At 55.7% G+C, this 17,856-nt stretch carries 10 protein-coding genes and 8 pseudogenes; 11 read left to right on the top strand and 7 right to left on the bottom strand.

The features are described from left to right. Positions 1 to 97 precede the first annotated feature (97 nt). Positions 98 to 688, bottom strand: a complete 591-nt coding sequence (locus METAC_RS0100320) for a hypothetical protein (protein ID WP_026605522.1) — start codon at positions 686 to 688, stop codon at positions 98 to 100. A gap of 321 nt (positions 689 to 1,009) precedes the next feature. On the opposite strand from METAC_RS0100320, the pseudogene METAC_RS26930 reads away from it, so the two are divergent. After that, a pseudogene (locus METAC_RS26930) lies at positions 1,010 to 1,204 on the top strand (DUF4915 domain-containing protein); the annotation flags it as partial. On the opposite strand, the gene METAC_RS27270 reads toward METAC_RS26930, so the two are convergent. Continuing rightward, entirely contained in the window at positions 1,165 to 1,287 is a 123-nt protein-coding gene (locus METAC_RS27270; RefSeq protein ID WP_280642939.1) for a hypothetical protein, read from the bottom strand. The pseudogene METAC_RS26930 and the gene METAC_RS27270 overlap by 40 nt on opposite strands. 62 nt (positions 1,288 to 1,349) lie before the next feature. Further along, a complete protein-coding gene (locus METAC_RS26925; RefSeq protein ID WP_245257394.1) occupies positions 1,350 to 1,892 on the bottom strand; it encodes a hypothetical protein in 543 nt (180 codons plus the stop codon). Positions 1,893 to 2,081: 189 nt separating this feature from the next. On the opposite strand from METAC_RS26925, the pseudogene METAC_RS0100305 reads away from it, so the two are divergent. Continuing rightward, positions 2,082 to 2,363 (top strand): annotated as a pseudogene (locus METAC_RS0100305) (transposase); the annotation flags it as partial. A gap of 230 nt (positions 2,364 to 2,593) precedes the next feature. Here METAC_RS0100305 and METAC_RS0100300 read toward each other — a convergent pair. Further along, entirely contained in the window at positions 2,594 to 3,643 is a 1,050-nt protein-coding gene (locus METAC_RS0100300; RefSeq protein WP_026605518.1) for an IS110 family RNA-guided transposase, read from the bottom strand. A gap of 63 nt (positions 3,644 to 3,706) precedes the next feature. On the opposite strand from METAC_RS0100300, the pseudogene METAC_RS0100295 reads away from it, so the two are divergent. The 4 genes and pseudogenes from METAC_RS0100295 to METAC_RS26120 form a co-directional block, all read left to right on the top strand. After that, positions 3,707 to 4,630, top strand: a pseudogene (locus tag METAC_RS0100295) (IS3 family transposase); the annotation flags it as partial. Positions 4,631 to 4,666: 36 nt separating this feature from the next. Further along, a pseudogene (locus tag METAC_RS27375) lies at positions 4,667 to 4,841 on the top strand (transposase); the annotation flags it as partial. A gap of 449 nt (positions 4,842 to 5,290) precedes the next feature. Further along, positions 5,291 to 5,893, top strand: a complete 603-nt coding sequence (locus METAC_RS26125) for a TetR family transcriptional regulator (RefSeq protein ID WP_156898037.1) — start codon at positions 5,291 to 5,293, stop codon at positions 5,891 to 5,893. A 148-nt stretch (positions 5,894 to 6,041) separates the two neighbouring features. Next, positions 6,042 to 6,748 (top strand): annotated as a pseudogene (locus METAC_RS26120) (IS5 family transposase). On the opposite strand, the gene METAC_RS0100280 reads toward METAC_RS26120, so the two are convergent. Beyond that, positions 6,737 to 7,357: a TetR/AcrR family transcriptional regulator gene (locus METAC_RS0100280; RefSeq protein ID WP_198017136.1), complete on the bottom strand. Its 621-nt coding sequence runs from the start codon at positions 7,355 to 7,357 to the stop codon at positions 6,737 to 6,739. The pseudogene METAC_RS26120 and the gene METAC_RS0100280 overlap by 12 nt on opposite strands. 843 nt (positions 7,358 to 8,200) lie before the next feature. After that, positions 8,201 to 9,128, bottom strand: a pseudogene (locus METAC_RS25495) (IS630 family transposase). A gap of 554 nt (positions 9,129 to 9,682) precedes the next feature. Between METAC_RS25495 and METAC_RS0100265 the strand changes: the two are divergent. The 4 genes and pseudogenes from METAC_RS0100265 to METAC_RS27530 all read left to right on the top strand — a co-directional run. Further along, a complete protein-coding gene (locus METAC_RS0100265; protein ID WP_026605514.1) occupies positions 9,683 to 12,160 on the top strand; it encodes a glycosyl hydrolase family 28-related protein in 2,478 nt (825 codons plus the stop codon). Between the two features lie 173 nt (positions 12,161 to 12,333). Continuing rightward, positions 12,334 to 13,858 (top strand): annotated as a pseudogene (gene istA / locus METAC_RS21570) (IS21 family transposase). Then, positions 13,855 to 14,628: an IS21-like element helper ATPase IstB gene (istB, locus tag METAC_RS21565; protein WP_156898035.1), complete on the top strand. Its 774-nt coding sequence runs from the start codon at positions 13,855 to 13,857 to the stop codon at positions 14,626 to 14,628. The pseudogene istA and the gene istB overlap by 4 nt, the downstream one beginning before the upstream one ends. A gap of 1,267 nt (positions 14,629 to 15,895) precedes the next feature. Beyond that, positions 15,896 to 16,155: pseudogene (locus METAC_RS27530) on the top strand (IS110 family transposase); the annotation flags it as partial. Positions 16,156 to 16,534: 379 nt separating this feature from the next. Here METAC_RS27530 and METAC_RS21560 read toward each other — a convergent pair. Then, positions 16,535 to 16,711 (bottom strand): hypothetical protein, encoded by a 177-nt coding sequence (locus METAC_RS21560; protein ID WP_198017135.1) that lies wholly within the window; start codon positions 16,709 to 16,711, stop codon positions 16,535 to 16,537. 563 nt (positions 16,712 to 17,274) lie between these two features. Here METAC_RS21560 and METAC_RS24935 point away from each other — a divergent pair. Further along, positions 17,275 to 17,856 (top strand): TetR/AcrR family transcriptional regulator, encoded by a 582-nt coding sequence (locus METAC_RS24935; RefSeq protein ID WP_026605513.1) that lies wholly within the window; start codon positions 17,275 to 17,277, stop codon positions 17,854 to 17,856.

Genomic DNA, 17,856 nt, shown 5'->3' with positions numbered 1-17,856 from the left:
TTTCGCGGCTGGATCGATAAGGGCAGCGCGCTTTTTCGTAGGACGTTTCCTTTTTTCGATCCGCACGCCCATGGAACGTCGCGACGAAAAAGGCGTCCTAGTCGCGCTGAGCGCGTTTCATGCTGAGCCAGCGATCCCATTCCGCTCTAAATTGGCGATGGCACTCGTCGCCAAGACGAGGATAGCGCCGTTCGATCGCGTCATAAATCTCTCTGCGAACGATGATGCGGGCGGCCATTCCGATATTTCCCTGCGGATACTGGGACCAACCAAGCCTCTCTTCGCAATCTTCGACTAGCAACATGACTCCCGCGCCAAACGCATCAAGAGGTCTTTCGGCGAGGCTTCGGCCGCTCCGCTCTTCCCATTGGCTCCACAACTTGAATGCAAGCCGCTCAAACTCTTCGAACGGCATTTCAACGACGTTTGCCAATGTGTTCCGCGCACGCTTCACCGTTTCAGACGCTAGATCCTCCTCCGAGGCTAGACCGGCGGCTAAGGTCATTAATTCGATCGATACCCTGTCGACTTCGTCCGTCCGCGACCAAGCCCCCTGAATTTCCTCAGGTCCAAATCCAACCTCTCGCAAGTCTTTCTCAAACGAGAGCCTGGCGGATTGCTGGGAAGCGAGACCCCTGTGCGCCGCTGACCGCGATGCACTTCTTTCATTTTGATTTTGCCGCGCCATCAAAGCCCTTCCACGAACCTGACCCAGTCCAATCAAACATAATATAGTGAGCAGAAATGGCGCGGAACTCGATGCAGGCTTGGTTTTTCATGAATTTTTGGATCTCGCGGTTGCTCTGACACAAAAAGGCTCATGCAGTTGCGGCGAGCTAAAGCCGAGACGAGACCGTCTCAGAGTTGGGAGTGCTATGCCGCAGTCAGTTAGTTTCACTGGAGATGGAGACGACGACTTCATCGAGCTGCCATTTATCGCCGCGCGCTGGAGCACGCCCGTAGTAGCGACGGCCAGCCGATTATCAGCGCGGCGGGATTTTCTCGCGGCATGCGTCTCGCCGCTTTCTCACAGCGCGTCTATGTCGGGACCGCGCGCGAAGTCTGGCGGCTCGAGATTGTGCTCGGGCCGGATGAACTCGCCAATGATCTGTTCGATCGCCTCTACGTCCGGCGCAATGCGCAGGTCACCGGGGAGCTCGACATTCATGAGATCGCCGTCGAGCCCTCGGGCCGCATCGTCTTCGCCAACACGAAATATTCCTGCCTCGCCATGCTCAGCGCGACACGCTCCTTCAAGCCGCTGTGTGTCGCGTTGCGCTTAATCATGAGATTCTATCGAATTTTGCAATTTATCGCACTTAATTGCGAGATAAAAGCTCGTTGGCGTCTCAGAATTGCAGCAATTGTGAGACAGTCCGGCGGGCGCGAATTTCGGCCTGCATTTGCGAAACGATCTTTTCGAACTGCAGGCGATGGCCAAAGATTGTCGCCTCCGACAGCGCTGAGATCGCAGGTGGGCCTTGGTCGATGACGATTGACACGGCGGCGAGGAGAGCCGGCCGAATAGGCAGGGGAACTATGGGTCGACCACCTCGGGGCGGCTCGATGCCGAGCTGCTGGACGGTCTCATCGAAGCCTGGAACTAAGAGATTGGCTGTTCTGCCGTGGTCAAACCCATTGTCCAGCTCGGTGCGACTGCAATGCCGTCGCACAAGGAGCATGCGGAAAACGTGAATGGGCGACGCCCACGGCCATTCATTGTGGATGATGGCGTTGTCAAAGAGCTGTTGTCCGTGAAGCGCCTTGTTCCATATTTCTGCGAACGGCGTCGACGGTACTTGAGGACATGGCGCCTTGTGCTGTTCAACTTCGACGAGTTTCGATCCGCAGACGGCGCAGGTGAACCGCCAGCCTTCAAGAGAACTTCGCAAAATTGCCGCGGCGGCGTCCCGTTGTTCATTCTTCTGGGCGCATGCAAGGCAAATCTGGATAGGCTTTGGCGTCAGGAACCGGACGGCGCTCTGCGGAACATCGGCGTGGGTCATGCGCCGGATGGTCTGCGCCCCTTGAAGTGATCCATCCGGTATGTTGGTCTGCGGACCATTTGGAAGGATGGAGCGATGGGAATAAAGCGCCACAAGCCGGAGGAGATTGTCGCCAAGCTGCGTCAGGTTGATGTCCTGACAGCACAAGGCAAGTCGATCGCCGAGGTGGTGAAAACGATCGCTGTGACGGAGACGACGTACTTCCGCTGGCGTGCGGAGTACGGCGGCCTGAAGAGCGACCAGGTCAAGCGGCTGAAGGACCTGGAGCTGGAGAACGCCCGGTTGCGGCGGGTGGCATCGGACCTGACCCTGGACAAGCTGATCCTGACCGAAGCCGCCCGGGGAAATGTATGGTCCGCTCCGTCTTTGCAAGGCTTTGGTTCCTGACGGCGTCGACAGTTTGCTTAAATGTATCCGGCCTCTCGCGAGCGAGCTGCGGTTGCAGCCAGGCCGTGATGAGATCCGCGCGCTTCGTTCCCAAATACTTTCGGCGGGCGCGAGGCCCTGTTTCCCCGAAGGGCTTACGAAGCGCCGATCGACTGTCTCGTCATCATTCCTCGAACCTCGCAAACTCGGCCTGGGTCGTCTCAGGCGGCGCTGAGGGAGCGCGGCTGGTAAATCGACCCCGGCCTATTCATAATGACCCATGCGACGCGCGCGATCTTGGCGGCGAGCGCCACAACGACCTTGTTGATGTGCATCCGACGCTCAAGCTGGTCGATCCATTGCCCCAATCGGTCTCTCGATCGATCCAGGTGCATGGCGCATGATCGCGCGCCGTGGATCAATAATCGGCGAACATACGAGTTTCCCCGCTTGCTAATGCCCAGGAGCGTCGGCTTTCCTCCGGTGGAATGCTGACGCGGAACAAGCCCAAGCCACGCCGCGAGGTCTCGGGCTTTCTGGAATTGCCTCGCATCGCCTGCGGCTGCCCGAAGCGCGCTGGCCCCCAGAGGCCCAATGCCGGGAACGCTCATCAGTCGTCTGGCGACTTCATCTTGTCCGACGGCCGCCTCGTTCTCCTTCGTGACGGCGGCGATCCGCTCTTCCAAGCGGCGTAAGTCGTCGAAGAGATCGCCAAGAAGACGTCGCATCGTTGGCGTGAGGTCATTTTGCTCGTCCGCCAAAACGCGGGGAAGATCGAGTTTGAAGACGCCGACGCCCTGACGGATGGCGACGCCGTATTCCAAACAAAACGCGCGCATCTGGCAGACCAAGCCGGTTCGGGCCGCAACCAATTGATCACGAATGCGATGCAGCGCCTGCATGTCCATCTGGTCGGGGGTCTTGATCTCCACGAACCGCATTGTCGGTCGCGTGACCGCCTCGGCGATCGCGGCGGCGTCGATCGCGTCGTTCTTGTTCGATTTGACATACGGCTTGACGAATTGCGCCGGCAGGATGCGAACCGTGTGGCCCATCGCACGGATTTTGCGGGCCAACCATTGTGAGCCGGGGCACGCCTCCATTCCGACGATCGCCTGCTTCGCTTGCGCGAAAAATTGCAACAACGTCTCGCGCCGAAACTTCACCTTCTGAATAGGCATGCCTGCGGCGTCGAGCCCGACCACGTGGAAGATGTTCTTGCCGAGGTCGACGCCGTAAACGGCGGCGTCGCGCGGTTTGTTCCGAATCATGGCGGTCCTCCTTGTCCAGACGCCCCATTCTGCGGCGGGGGAGCGGAGCGGACCATCCCATTACTTCTAAGCCCCGCCCGTCGCCGGGCCTGCGTCGATAAGGTTCGGTCGGAACTGAAGGTGTCGGAGCGTCGCGCCTGCGCGGTGCTCCGGCAGCCCCGGTCCACTCAGCGCGAGCCCGCCCGCGGCCGCGACGATGAGGCGGCTCTGACGGCCGACATCGTCGAACTCGCCAAGGCTTATGGCCGCTACGGCTATCGGCGGATCACGGCTTTGCTGCGCCACGCGGGCTGGATGGTGAACGCCAAGCGGGTGCAGCGGATCTGGCGACGGGAGGGGCTGAAAGTCCCACAAAAGCAACCGAAACGCGGCCGGCTGTGGCTGAACGACGGCTCCTGCGTGCGCCTGCGCGCCGAGCGGCCCAACCATGTATCGGCCTATGACTTCGTCGAGGATCGGACCCATGATGGACGGAAGTTCCGCATGCTCTGCATCATCGACGAGTTCACCCGCGAGGCCCTGGCGATCCGGGTCAAGCGGCGCCTCAACTCCACCGACGTGCTGGAGACCTTGGCCGATCTGATGATCCTGCGCGGGCCGCCAGCCTATGTCAGGTCGGACAATGGCCCGGAGTTCATCGCCAAGACCTTGCGCGAATGGATCGCCGCCATCGGGTCCCAGACGGCCTATATTGAGCCAGGCAGCCCGTGGGAGAATGGCCATTGCGAGAGCTTCAATTCGAAGCTCCGCGACGAGCTGCTTAACGGTGAGATGTTCTTCAGCCTGGCCGAGGCTCAGGTGATGATCGAGGCCTGGCGGCGGCATTTCAACGCCGTGCGCCCACACAGCTCTCTCAGCTATCGGCCGCCAGCGCCCGAGACAATTATCCCCCGAGGTGGAACCATCGCGCCATGGGCGAGCGCGCCAGCTATTGGAGGCGCGCGCTCGCCCAGCCCCAGCATAGCGTCAGCGGGTCAAATGCACTAACATTGAACCTGGATCACCCGCCAGGGGCAGGCCAACAGCCTTGTCGCTTCATTTGCCAACGGCATCGCGCGACGAGCTAGCTGTCCGCGCCGCCATCTCGTCAACCTGGTCAAACGGCCAGACCGAAGGCTAGGTCACTAAACTCAAGCTCGTTAAGCGACAGATGTATGGACGCGCAAAGATCGATCTTCTCCAGGCTCGCCGGATCGGCGCAGATTCAAACAGCCATCATCAAATTTGCGTCAGGCCCACATTTGCACGCCGAATAACAAGCTATCTCAGAAATCACTGCCATCGTGATTTGGACCCGCACAGTTGTCAGACGGACTAAAGAGGCTGTGCCTTTTTCGCAACTATGCTGATAATTGATTTCGCATAATCATATAGCGACTATGATTATGGCGAATTTGTGCTGAAATGCGTCTCAACAATTTAATTGCTCCTAAAAGGGCCTCATCGTCTGTCTCCGGCGCAAATCGTCTATATCAAGACAATCAAACGGGACATCCATGTCCAAACCAGTGTACGCCTTCTTAACATCGTTGTCTCAAGGCCGTCATAGGTGCTCAAATGAGCCAATAGATTGCTGCCTTTAAATGCAGAATATGCATTACTATATTACATTAAATAGTTATAGCTCTCCCATAGAAGCTTACTACAATGAAAACGACAATAGGCAACGCGGATGATATAATCGCTGTCGCGGCAGTATTATTTACAGAAATTGGCTATAGAACTACTTCGTTGAGCGATATATCAGACAGATGCCTTATTGGAACATGCAAGCAAAGCGAATTATTTAAAGATAAAGAAGCGCTAGCCCTCGAAGTGTTGGCGGCGGCCCAATTGCGTTTAGATACATTAGTATTTTGTCATGCATATTCCAACACTACCGTAATACAATCAAAACTAGTTGAAATGTATAACGCAAGTCGGTTACTATTTGTTAACGATAAAAGCAATTATGTTTTTGTAACCTTCATAATTGAGAATTTGCACCGCGTTTCCCCATTTGCAACCCCAATTAATAATTATATAGACTCATGCAACGCTGCATATTATGCTGTGTTTTCAGCAATATATGCAGACGTAAAAGCGCAGTCATTGGCCTGTGATTTCGTATCTGATCTGCAAGGCGCACTGATCATGATGCGAGTCTCCGGCTCCGTTGAGCCTCTACGTCAACTTTTTAAACGATCACTTCGGATGTTGGACAAAACTTCTGGCAAGCTGAATGCTCATGACAAAAATCCCGCGTGGTGACGGAACAGACGGACCGTGGCCAACTTCCTGACGAATGCGTCGATATCGTCGACTTGAGGAGCGACGATTCGGTTAGGTTAGGAACCCATACCGACAGTTGATTCTATGATATCTTTTTGCAATGATTTGAGTCGTGGGGGCGAATGTCATGGCGAGACCTTTGTTCTGGCTGTCAGATACGGCATGGGAAGCGCTGGAGCCGCACCTGCCGCGCAGCAAGCCGGAAAGGCCCACGCGTTGACGATCGGACAGTCATTTCCAGCATCCTGCATGTGTTGAAAACAGAATGTCGCTGGCGCAATGTTCCACCGGCCTATGGGCCGCGACGATTATCTACAATCACTACAATCGTTCGTCACAGCGCCGCGTCTGGCAGCCCACCTTCGAAACAGTAGCGGCCGCCGGTCCCGTATCGAACGAACTTTCAATCGACTCTCGCCATATTAAGGCGCATCGCGCGGCCGAAGAACAGGCAAAAATGCATGAGTTGGACGATGATCGTGGCAGACCGGGCGCTTTTGCGTTGACCCCAGGAAATGTCGCCGACATCTCGATGGTTATTCCGCTGTCTGGAGCCATCGCAAGGCCAAAGCGGCTGTGGCGGACAAAGCTTACAACGCTGCCAGCCTGCGCACATGGCTCAAGCACAGGAAGGCTAAGGCGGTCATTCTATCGACCGACTAAAGACTGACGCCTTACCCGCTCGACGCCAAAGCCTACAAACGCAGAAACTTTATCAAACGCATGTTCTGGAAGCTGAAGAAATTGCGACGCGTCGCAACAGGACATGATCACCACACACAAAACGATCTCCCCGGCCACGCACTTGCCGCCATAATGACTTCATGGATCTGAATGAGTCGCCAACCTAGATCTTAACGCTTTTAGCGATCGCGCAGACAGTCGTAACAAAGGCTCATTCGTGCCGACGACCCGCATCATTATGAGAGCTCCCTGAAGGTCAGAAACAAAATCGTTAGCTAATAAAGCAGCCTCATCAGTATCATAAACATTTGCAAAGATCACCTCGTATGCATTAGTCCAAGTATCAAAATAGTATTGTATTGGCGCTATAAAACGAGGTGTAGTGTCTAGCGCTTCTACCGCGAGCATCCCAAACACGCAACAAGGGTTATCGGTTGAAAAAAATTTCATGACTGCGCTATTAAAATTCAACAGCCGCATGTCAGGAGACTGCTTGTTTTCGTAGGCATAAATGAATATATTTCTATCGAAATACAATTGGAGTTTTTGCATGACGGCAAGTGCGATTTCTTGCGTCCCTCCGAATTGAAGTAAAATCTCCTCTTCTGGGATGTGGCATAGTTCGGCGATATCCTTAGACGTTGTCGCATGATACCCCTTAGCTCTGAACAATAATTCAGCCGTATTTAAAATATCATCGATATAATTCTGCTGTGATTGCATAGCGATGAATTTCTTTCCGCTTGTCTGCGTCTGCACACTACAATTCATATGCGTAAACAAATATTAAAAACCTACATTTGAGGTGCAGCACCGTATTGATATCTTCTAAATCAGCTATCAATCCTTGCTTATTTCAAAACACATTGACGCCCGCCTATCGGACTGCTGTATGCGTAAGACGCGGTTGAGCGCAAATGCGCTAGAGAATAAAAATGCCGCCCATTTGCTTACAAAGAAAACGATTTTCTGCAAAATCACGTATTATATAATTATAATTTACTATGTCATTTAAACATAAAACACGGCCAAGATAACAAAAGAAGCAAGATGTGTCTACATCCTTTTCGTCGAAACCTCGATAAGGTAACTGATTAAGACGCATATTAACACTCGTCACCCACTGAGGCTCATAAATTCAAAGATTTGGTTACGGGGCGTTGACAAATAAGAGACCATTTCACGTACTTCTCTCAAGTAGCGCCTAGCGGGAGCGCGCCCAAAGTCACGGATTTGCTTCAAATCGGATTTTCTGGATCGCCCGCACCACCGCGCAGTCATCGGACCTCAATGCCCCTTTTCGGCGAGATTGTACCGAAAGGATCCTTACACATGATCATGGCGGGCGCAGGGCATTAGAGACCGTTGGAAAGCTCCGCTCGCTTCATCCAAACGGTTGACCCCCGACGGCATCATCGTGCCAAACCTTACCGGTCGAATGAGTCGGACCAAGCAAGGAGGCCGCCTGCCGCGGAGCGGATCACGATCTGATTGTATATTGCGAAGAACGCTTTCCAATTTTAAGGGGCGCCGCCTCGATGAAGGAAGTCGTTTCGCCTCGCCTGCGGCACGAGCTAGAGCGGATTCGTCTTAAGCCGGCTCCTATCCTGCGGCGGCGAAGAAATTTGCGGATTCGGTGGGGGAGAACTCCTTCAGCAATGCGCCGATCCTGTTCCGTAGGGCGTCGATGGTCCGCTCGGCGGCTTTGCGGAGCAGCGCTTTGAGCTTGGAGAAGGCCTTCTCGATCGGATTGAAGTCTGGGCTGTAGGGCGGAAGATAGAGCGGCGTCGCGCCGACTGCTTCGATGGCCTTGCGCACGCGAGCGCCCTTGTGGCTTCCGAGATTGTCCATCACCACTATGTCGCCCGGCGAGAGCGTCGGAACGAGAATCTGATCGACATAGGCCTGGAACCATTGACCGTTGATCGGGCCGTCGAGAACCATCGGCGCCGTCATTCTGGTCAGTCGCAGGCCGGCGACGAATGTCGTTGTCTTCCAATGCCCATGCGGAACCCCGGCGCGCGGCCGTTCTTGCGCGCCATATTGGTCGTGGTCCAGGTCTCGTCGATGAAGACGAGCTTTTCGGGATCGAGATCGAGCTGGCTGTCGAATCAAGCCTCCCGCCGCTCCTTCACGTCCTCCCGATCCTGCTCGCTCGCATGGGGGGTCTCTTTTTGCAAGTCAGACCGCAACGGTCGAGAAAACTCCATAGTGTCGCGTGGCCGGCCTTTATCCCGCGTTCGGCGAGAAGACGCTCCGACAGCTCGCTGATGGTCAGGTCCGGCGTCGTCTCGATCAGCGTCAGCAGGAAACCACTATGCGGGTCGAGCTTGCAGCGCTTCGGTTGTCCCTGTTTGCTCGCCCCGCGCTCGCCGGTCTGACGCGCGCGGCGAACCCAGACGATCGCTGTCGCGTCGCCGAACCCGAAACGCGCCGCCGCCTGGCGCGCTGAAAAGCCCTTCAGCGCGACGTCGATCACTCGGTCACGCAAATCCTGGCTGTAATCTCCACCGCTTTGTCGTCTTGCCAAAGCGATGGGTAATCCAGCCGACCTTCACATGGATCAGTCGAATCCGCCGCTTGGTTCGAGACTTCGTACGCCGTTCTGGAGGCTTCCAAGCCATCATCCGCCTTTCCATGATCTGCCTCATGCTTAAGCCCCTGACCAAACCAAGCCCTTGCTCTCGAATCCGTTCTTCTTGGATCGGCTCTAACGAAATGATCGCTTCCGCACGCCCTTTTTGGCGACAAATTGAGTATCTCTACATCAATTTTATCCACCGTTCGGTTGCTAGATGTGTCTACAGCTGGCCGGCCGTTCGCCTAAGACAAAAGCACTGTGAAATAAAACCAATAAATTCGAGTTGCCGCGTCAACATAACTTACAAGGATCGGTGCTTCCCTTAGCGTCACCTCATCGTCGAGATCGCGTCTACAAAAGTAAGCCGACGCGTTGACTTGTAAGAAGGTCAAGAGTGAATGGAGGCGTTGATGCAAACACAAAACAACAGGCCGAGTAAGTTAGTGAAGTGGCCAACGCAGAGGATTGCGCGATGGATCAGTGGCGTCTGCGTTGCGCCACTGTTGCTTCTCGTTTCGTCCCACGCGGCCTCGGCGACGCCGATCATTTTCAACCAGCCCTTCTCGGCCAGTCCTGGCGACGTCATCAGCGTCACTGGAACCGGCTTCGGCGCGGCGCCGCAGGTCTTTTTCAAGTCGGTCCACGAATCCAAAACCGCACAGCTTGCGATCTTGCGCGGGCAGAGCACCGTCGCAGTGTTTCAAGTGCCCGCGACCCAATCCATCGACACTTACGAGTTTTGGATCTCAGACGGCGCGACCTCGAGCGCTCACGCCTACATCAATATGCCGCGCGCCATGCAGTTCAGCGGGCCGGACATCGCTCCCGGCCAAGTCTTCCGAATCTGGGGCCGAAACCTCTATTTGAACGGCGCAACGCCGCGAATCTACTTCATCGACGTCGCGACCAATTCCTGGCTCGCGCCCGTCACGCCGGACTTCACCGGACCCAACGACGCCTATCAGCTCTACTTCAAGGCGCCGAACGGCATAGCTGCCGGAAAGACCTATCAGGTCGTGGTGACCAACACCTTTGGCTCGGCGACCGCCGACAGCACGCTTCTCGGCCACGCCGCCGGAACCGACGCCTATGGCGTGGGGCAAGCCTGGGGGAGCGAATTCATCACCCAGAATGGACCAGGCTACAAGGCCGGCGTCGCCGGAACCAATGAGAACGACCACCACGTTTATGACGTGACCGGCGATCCGTCCCTAAGCGTCCACGCCAAGGGCGACGGCGTCACCGACGCGACTTGGGCGATCCAGCTCGCGATCAACACCGCCGCCTCGCATGGCGGCGGCCTCGTCTATCTTCCGGCCGGGACCTATCGCCTCGCCTCTCCGATTGGGGTTGGGCTCACCTTGAAATCCGGCGTGATGTTGAGGGGCCACAGCGCCGCCGACACCAAGATCGTCTATGGTCCGACGACGCCGCAAGGCTCCTCCTATCAATTCTTCGCCATCTACTGGCCGCCCGGAACCAGCCTCTCCGGGATCGCCGATCTTTCGCTTCAAAATGTCGACAAGACGAGCCAGGTCGTCGTCAGCACCACCGTCAACCATGGCTCGGTGAGCAAGATCGCCCTTTTGCGCGTCAATTGGGATGAAGGCAGCGGCCAGCCCATTTTTATGCAAGGCGACAGGGTCATGATCCGCGACTGCACGATCACCCAATCGCCTAACAATCAGGCCCGCTATTCCAACGGCGCAAGCGGTTTGGGTCCGATCAATTTCGGGCAAGTGAGCAATCTCTCCTTTCTGCACAATACTGTGTCCTGGTTCAGCGGCCAGAATTTGATGAACGATATGACCAATGCCGTGATCGACGGCAACCATTTCACCCGCAACGCCGACCAGATGGTCGCGACGGCGGCGCAGACGAGCTGGCCCTATGTCACCTGGCCCTGGCCCGGAACGCCGATCGCCGTCGGCGACGTCATCGAGCGGACGCCCGGCCGGCAGATGAGCATCAATTTCGGCAACAGAGTTGTGATTGAGAACAATATTTTCGACACCGCCGGCGCCGTGATGAAATTCAATTGGGACGACGGGGAGACTTTCCTTAGCGAGGGCGGCGGCGCCTCGCCGAGATCGGACGCTGGGACGGCGACCTCGGCGACCTCGCTGACCATCACGGACGACTCGCGTGGCTCGAGCGGCGCCTGGAATTATAATCCGAATTCGGTCGTGAGCGTCGTCAGCGGCGCGGGCGCGGGACAGATCCGAAATATCGTGTCCCGCAACAACAATACCTTCACGATCGATCGGTCATGGGACGTTATTCCGTCGTCGGGAGATCATTTCGCAATCGACGTGCCCTCGTTGCAAAATGCTCTTATCACCTACAATAACATGAGCGGCAATCGACGTGGGATCGTCCTGTATACAGGCACCTTTCTTAATACGTCCATCATCGAAAACTCGATGACCGACAATGGCGGAGTCCTGCTGCGCCCAGATCAATATGTAATGAATGGGCCCAATGGCGGCCAATTTCATTTCGGCAGAATGCGCAACATAGAAGTCAACCGCAATAAGCTGACAAATTCTTCCGGCCTATTCGACTCTTATATTTTCCTCAATTTCGCGCTCATTTCGCCGACCGCGCTTTGGGGCGCCAGCGTAGACGGCGTCGAGATGCGCGGCAATTCCATCGCCGGCTTTTCCGGAACCCCGATCGACGACGCGCCCGCGGATGGATATTTCAACTATGTCGCTTATCAAAATCCCAACGCCGATTTTGTCGACCAAGGGGTGAATGCGATCGTCGGCACTGTCATGCAAAGCAATGTCTGCGCGAGTTGCTCGCCAAGCTACACTCTGAGCACGGGCGATCTCGATACAGTGATTTGGAATTCCTCTGTAACGAAGAGCGGCGTGACGGCGGCTCTAAATTCGGTGTTGGCCTCGCAATTTGTGACCGATATAAAGATCTGGAAGACGACGACCAAAGCATCAACTGGTAGCGTTGTAGGCCCTTAATCTTGTTCGGTTACTTTTCCTCGACGCTTCGGTAGGCGTCGAGGAAATTGCGAGGCTATTGTGTTGATTTCCACTGAGATGTGACCCTGGAAGGCCAGAATTTTTCATTGAGAACTAACCCATGTTTTGACCTCCCCCTGGCTGATTGGTCGGGGGATCCAGGAGTGATCGACATGGCGTTATTGAGCGTAATCCGGCGCTGGCATTTCCGGCAGGACGTCCCGATCCGAGAGATCGAGCGGCGGACGGGATTGTCCCGGAACACGATCCGCAAATACCTGCGGGGGGACGCGGTGGAGCCAAAGTCCAAGGTTCCCGATCGGCCAAGCAAATTGGACCCATTCGCCGAGAAGCTGGCGGGTTGGCTGCGGCAGGAAGCAGTCAAATCGCGCAAGCAGAAGCGGACGGTGAAGCGCCTGCACGCCGACCTTGTCGCGCTCGGCTATGACGGCTCCTATGGCCGCGTCGCCGCCTTTGTTCGTCACTGGAAGACCGACCGACAGCGCGAGGAGCAGACCAGCGGTCGCGGAACATTCGTGCTGCTGGTCTTCCAGCCTGGGGAAGCGTTTCAGTTCGATTGGAGCGAGGACTGGGCCATTGTCGCCGGCGAGCGAACCAAGCTGCAGGTCGCCCATACCAAACTGTCTCACAGCCGGGTGTTTATCGTACGGGCCTATTTGCTTCAGACCCACGAGATGCTGTTCGACGTGCTGGCCGAGGCATTCCGGGTTCTGGGCGGCGTTCCTCAGCGCGGGATCTTTGATAATATGAAGACCGCGGTCGATCGCATCGGGTCGGGCAAAGCCCGGCAGTTCAATGCCGGGTTCGCCGCCATGGCCAGCCATTACCTGTTCGAGACGGATTTTTGCAATCCGGCCTCTGGCTGGGAGAAAGGGCAAGTCGAGAAGAACGTGCAGGATGCAAGGCGCCGGCTATGGCAGCCGATGCCCAGCTTCCCCGATCTGGAGGCGCTGAACGCCTGGCTCGAGGAGCGCTGCATCGAGTAATGGCGGCAAATCCAGCATGGCGTCCTGCCCGGCGCGATCGCCGATGTTCATGCCGAGGAAGTCGGGCGCATGATGCCGCTGGGGCGCCCCTTCGATGGCTTCGTGGAGCATACCAAGCGCGTATCGCCGACATGCCTCGTGACCTTCGAACGCAATCGCTATAGCGTGCCGGCCTCTTTCGCCAATCGGCCCGTCAGTTTGCGCATCTATCCGGAACGGATCGTGGCCGCCGCGGGAGGGCAAATCCTGTGCGAACACCCGCGGATCATCGATCGCTCCCATCAGAAGCCGGGGCGGACGGTTGACTGGCGTCATTATCTGGCGGTGATCCAGCGCAAGCCCGGCGCCCTGCGGAATGGCGCGCCGTTCGCCGAACTGCCGGAAGCCTTCAGGCAGTTGCAGAGCCAGCTCCTCAAGCGTCCTGGCGGGGACAGGGAAATGGCCGAGATCCTGGCCCTGGTCCTTTGCCATGACGAGCAGGCCGTACTCTGCGCGGTCGAACTGGCGATCGAGGCTGGCGTCGCTGCCAAGACCCATGTCCTCAATGTGCTGCACCGCCTGACCCGACGGCAAGGCGCCTGCGGCATCCCCGATCGACGCGCCTCAGGCTCTGGGCCTGAACCGGGAGCCGCGTGCCAATGTCGAGCGTTATGACGCCCTTCGCGACAGGGGGCTGCCCCATGCGTCATGATCCCGCCCGCGCCGCCGTCGTGGTCATGTTTGCGCGGCCTCAAGATGTATGGCATGGCGCAGGCCGTGGGCGACCTGATCGAGCAAGGGGCCCCGGCCTTCGAGGCCGCCGTGCCGATACTCGCTCAATTGCTCAAGGCGGAAATGGCCGAGCGCGAGGTCAGGTCCATCGCCTATCAGATCAAATCGGCCCGGTTCCTAGCCTACAAGGACCTCGCCGGCTTCGACTTCGCTGCCAGCAAAGTGAATGAAGCTCAGGTCCGGCAACGGCGCCGCGGCGAGTTTATGGGCGGCGCCGACAATGTCGTGCTGATCGGCGGGCCCGGAACCGGCAAATCTCACATCGCCACCGCCCTTGGCGTTCAGGCCGCCGAACATCACCGCAAAAAGGTCCGCTTCTTCGCCACGGTCGACCTCGTCAATGCGCTTGAGCAGGAAAAAGCCATGAACAAGGCGGGCCAGTTGGCCGAACGCCTGCTTCGGCTCGACCTCATTATCCTCGACGAGCTCGGCTATCAGCGGTTCAGCCCGTCAGGGGGCGCACTCTTGTTCCACCTGCTCAGCAAACTTTACGAGCGCGCCAGCGTCGTCATCACCACCAATCTCAGCTTCAGCGAGTGGGCTGGGGTGTTCGGCGACGCCAAGATGACCACCGCACTGCTGGACCGGCTTACCCACCATTGCCATATCCTTGAGAAAGGCAATGACAGCTACCAGTTCACAGCAAGCGCCGCAGCTCCCAAAACACGAAAGGGAAAATCCGCCGCTTGACCCTCGCCCACAACGCGGGACACAACTTCCACCCGGGTCACTTCTCAATGAAAATCCCGGGTCAGTTCGAAGCGGAAATCAACAGAACAATTTCTTTCACCGCGATGAAGCTCGCTTTCGCCTCCTCGCTCAATTTTTGCCAAGATTCCGCTTGACGGACTACCGATCGGTAGGTACCGTAACAATACATGATATAGGAACGCGGCATCTGAATATAACTATAACAATAGTTAATAGCGATGGCAATGATTCTATATTATCCACTAATAGCAATCTCGTACCTGAGGGTTACGCAATGTCGGCAGAATTAAGCGGTCAGAAACGTAGAAATGATGCTTGCGTTGATTCACATATCAATTATATCTCCGCAGAAGAGACGGCATCATATATTGCAGATATGTCCGCTGATTTAGCCCGCTTAGCGAAATCAAGCGGCCTTGAGCTTCTATGTAATTGTCTAAATAGTGCAAAGCTACAGGCTGAGATCGTCTGCTTTCACAGCAGCTCTCGACGGCAATCAAGAGATAATATTTAGTTACTATGATCTGGCTACAGCGTATTTGTCGCGCCTTATACGCCGAGCTGTCGTGATTTAGGCATGTGGGCTAATGCGTTAGGTCCTGTGGGTAAGTTTAAAATTGAAGCGTCATTTGAGTGTCGTAGACTGAATCGGGAGAGTGTCACAGACATCCGACCCAATTCGGGGTGCAGAAATCATTGTCGACGAGGTTGGATGAAGATGACGGAGCGCGTATACTTGCGGTATTTAACGTCTGTCTTCGTCGCCGTGGCTGCAAAGCGTAGACGGCGAGGCTGCGCGCCACTTCGAAACCGTGCTCGACATTGGACCAGACCATAAGACCTCGGGCTGTCGTTCGCGACTAAGGCTACGCCAGCAAGGTGGACCACGAAGCTGCGCGAAAGCTTTGCATCGCTTCCGTGATGTGTCGCGCATGCCTAACCAAAAGAATAGGCCTGCCTTCTTCGCGAAAGGCCTCTACAAGGCCGATGCCCGAATCGAACACGGCTTCAGCCGATTGAAGCACGTCAATAGAATTGCTCTACGACGCGAAAGTATAGAACTTGACTTCAGATCGGTCGTCGGTTTCGGCGCTGGACTATGCTTGATTAAAGCCGTCTGCACGATCTAAATGCCGGAGGGGGCCGGCCTTCTCGAGCATTGCCAAGTTGGGCGGCTGTCTCTCAAAATGATGTTATTGAAACGGAGTCCTAGCGATCGGCTCGAAGCATCATGTGAAGAACAGCTATGAAATATTATACGGGAATCGATATGTCTTTGAAAAAAGTGCAGCGTGTGCGTTGGGGACGGGACTGACAAGATCGTCCACGAGATGAAGGTCCCCTGCGAGCCTGAGGTGCTTGTTCGCTATTTCGGCGAGCTGGAATTGCCTGTCAGCCGCATCGGGCTTGAGGCCGGACCATTGTCGCAGTGGCTGTATGGCCCGGCTTGTGGCCTCCGGACGTGATGCGGTTTTGCTTGAGACGCGTCACGTGAATGCAGCGCTCTACAGATGAGCAGGACCAACCTCGTCTACAACATGCGCCGCTCGTCTGCCTCAAAAGAACGTCGGCCGCGACCGGGTGAACCAGCGCGCCGCGCGTTTGGGCCGCGTGAGCTGAGCGGACAAAGTCGCCACACCCGCCTGAGAAACCGGGGGGCGATTTCAGGCAGCCTCGACGAGAGGCCAAGGATTGAGCGATCAGCCCCGCAGCGAACTCGAACGCCAATCATCACATAATAAGTCAAATTTTGTAGAGGCGCTCCATAGCCGGCATCGAATTGATGCACAGAGTCAGGAAAAGTCAGTTCAAACTCGGCAAGTTTGGCGTCAAAGGCAAGACTGCGCTCGAGATCTGGAGCGCTGTTCTCGCTTCGTGTACCGACTCACGCCTTCGACGTTTCGTCGCGTCGATTCCAAAAGTTTGCACCATAGCCTTCGAAAGGATGCCGGCCGCCCTTCGAATGGTCGCCACGTGGAACAGCCGTTTCGAGCGGCGCCTGGAACATCTCGAATTCGACCAGCGCCTTCACACGCTCCAGATCGTCGCCTTTGGCCGACAATTCCGCCCATCGTTTAACTACGTCAAAAAATCCGGGCGTCCCCTTCGCCATAGCCCTACTTTGATCGCGACTTGACCGAGTGAAGCAAGTCAACGACGATTTGGCCAGCGGTTTTTGGAGGCGTCCAGCCATGCTCCAAATCCGGGGTCGCTCTCTCCAAACGGCGCGTGCCCCGCCTCAACCGCTTGCATCAGAGCCAAAATTGACCCGTTTACAGATGGCGATAGCAATGTATTTTCAAATGTGGTTTTATAATTATGATAAAAACATGTTCGAAATTCGGGCGATGAAGGATCCGAAATATGACTCAAGCGCGCATATGCCGCGTACTTCAATTTTTAGCTGCACTCGACGCTGCAATTGGCAGATTTGATTTTGACGAGACAGCCGACTTCAGGATCTCCCGCACGATCGCAATCACGTAATTTAGCGTACGTGGTTTCCTCTCTCTTTCGAACTCTCCCAGTCTCTATGGTGTTTCGCGCAGATCTAATGAGGCGACCGAGACTTAGAGTTACCAAGTCTTCACCCATAGCAAAAGCACAAACGATAGATCGCCGACAATGGAAAACGAACCAATTACATTAGATGAAATTTTATCGGTCGCGGCGGTCTTATTCCGGGCAAGAGGCTATCACGAGACGTCAATGAATGACGTTGCAAAGATGTGTAAGATAAGTGTGCCCTATTTATATAGGCATTTTCTCGACAAAGAAGAGCTTGCAATTGCGGTAATGAATAAGGTGCAGACCTATTTTGATAGAAATATATTTGAGCATGCCTGCAACGAAGCGATTGAATCAGAGGTACGTCTCGCGAAATTGAATGAGGCTGTTGAGAGGTACTTCTCTATTGAAAATAGCGGGTGTGTGTTTGTAAATTTTGTTATTGAAACCATAGATTATGTCCCTGCATTCGCGGCTTCAATTAACGGCTATTTTCGTTCTTTCTCAAATGCATATAGAGCAATTTTCGCCTCCGCCTACGAGCCCAGCGTAGCCCAGTCTCTGGCGGATGACTTCGTGTCGGATTTGCAGGGTGCGCTCATTATGACGCGCGTCACGGGAACAACTTTGCCGCTCCGTAGATTATCTGCGCGCCTATTCCAAGTGCTAAACGCTAATCAAATGGCGTTGCCGTTGTGA

The organism is Methylocapsa acidiphila B2 (assembly GCF_000427445.1).
Classification (GTDB): domain Bacteria; phylum Pseudomonadota; class Alphaproteobacteria; order Rhizobiales; family Beijerinckiaceae; genus Methylocapsa; species Methylocapsa acidiphila.
The sequence above is the reverse complement of the archived record's forward strand: the minus strand, read 5'-3'. Positions and strand labels throughout refer to the sequence as shown.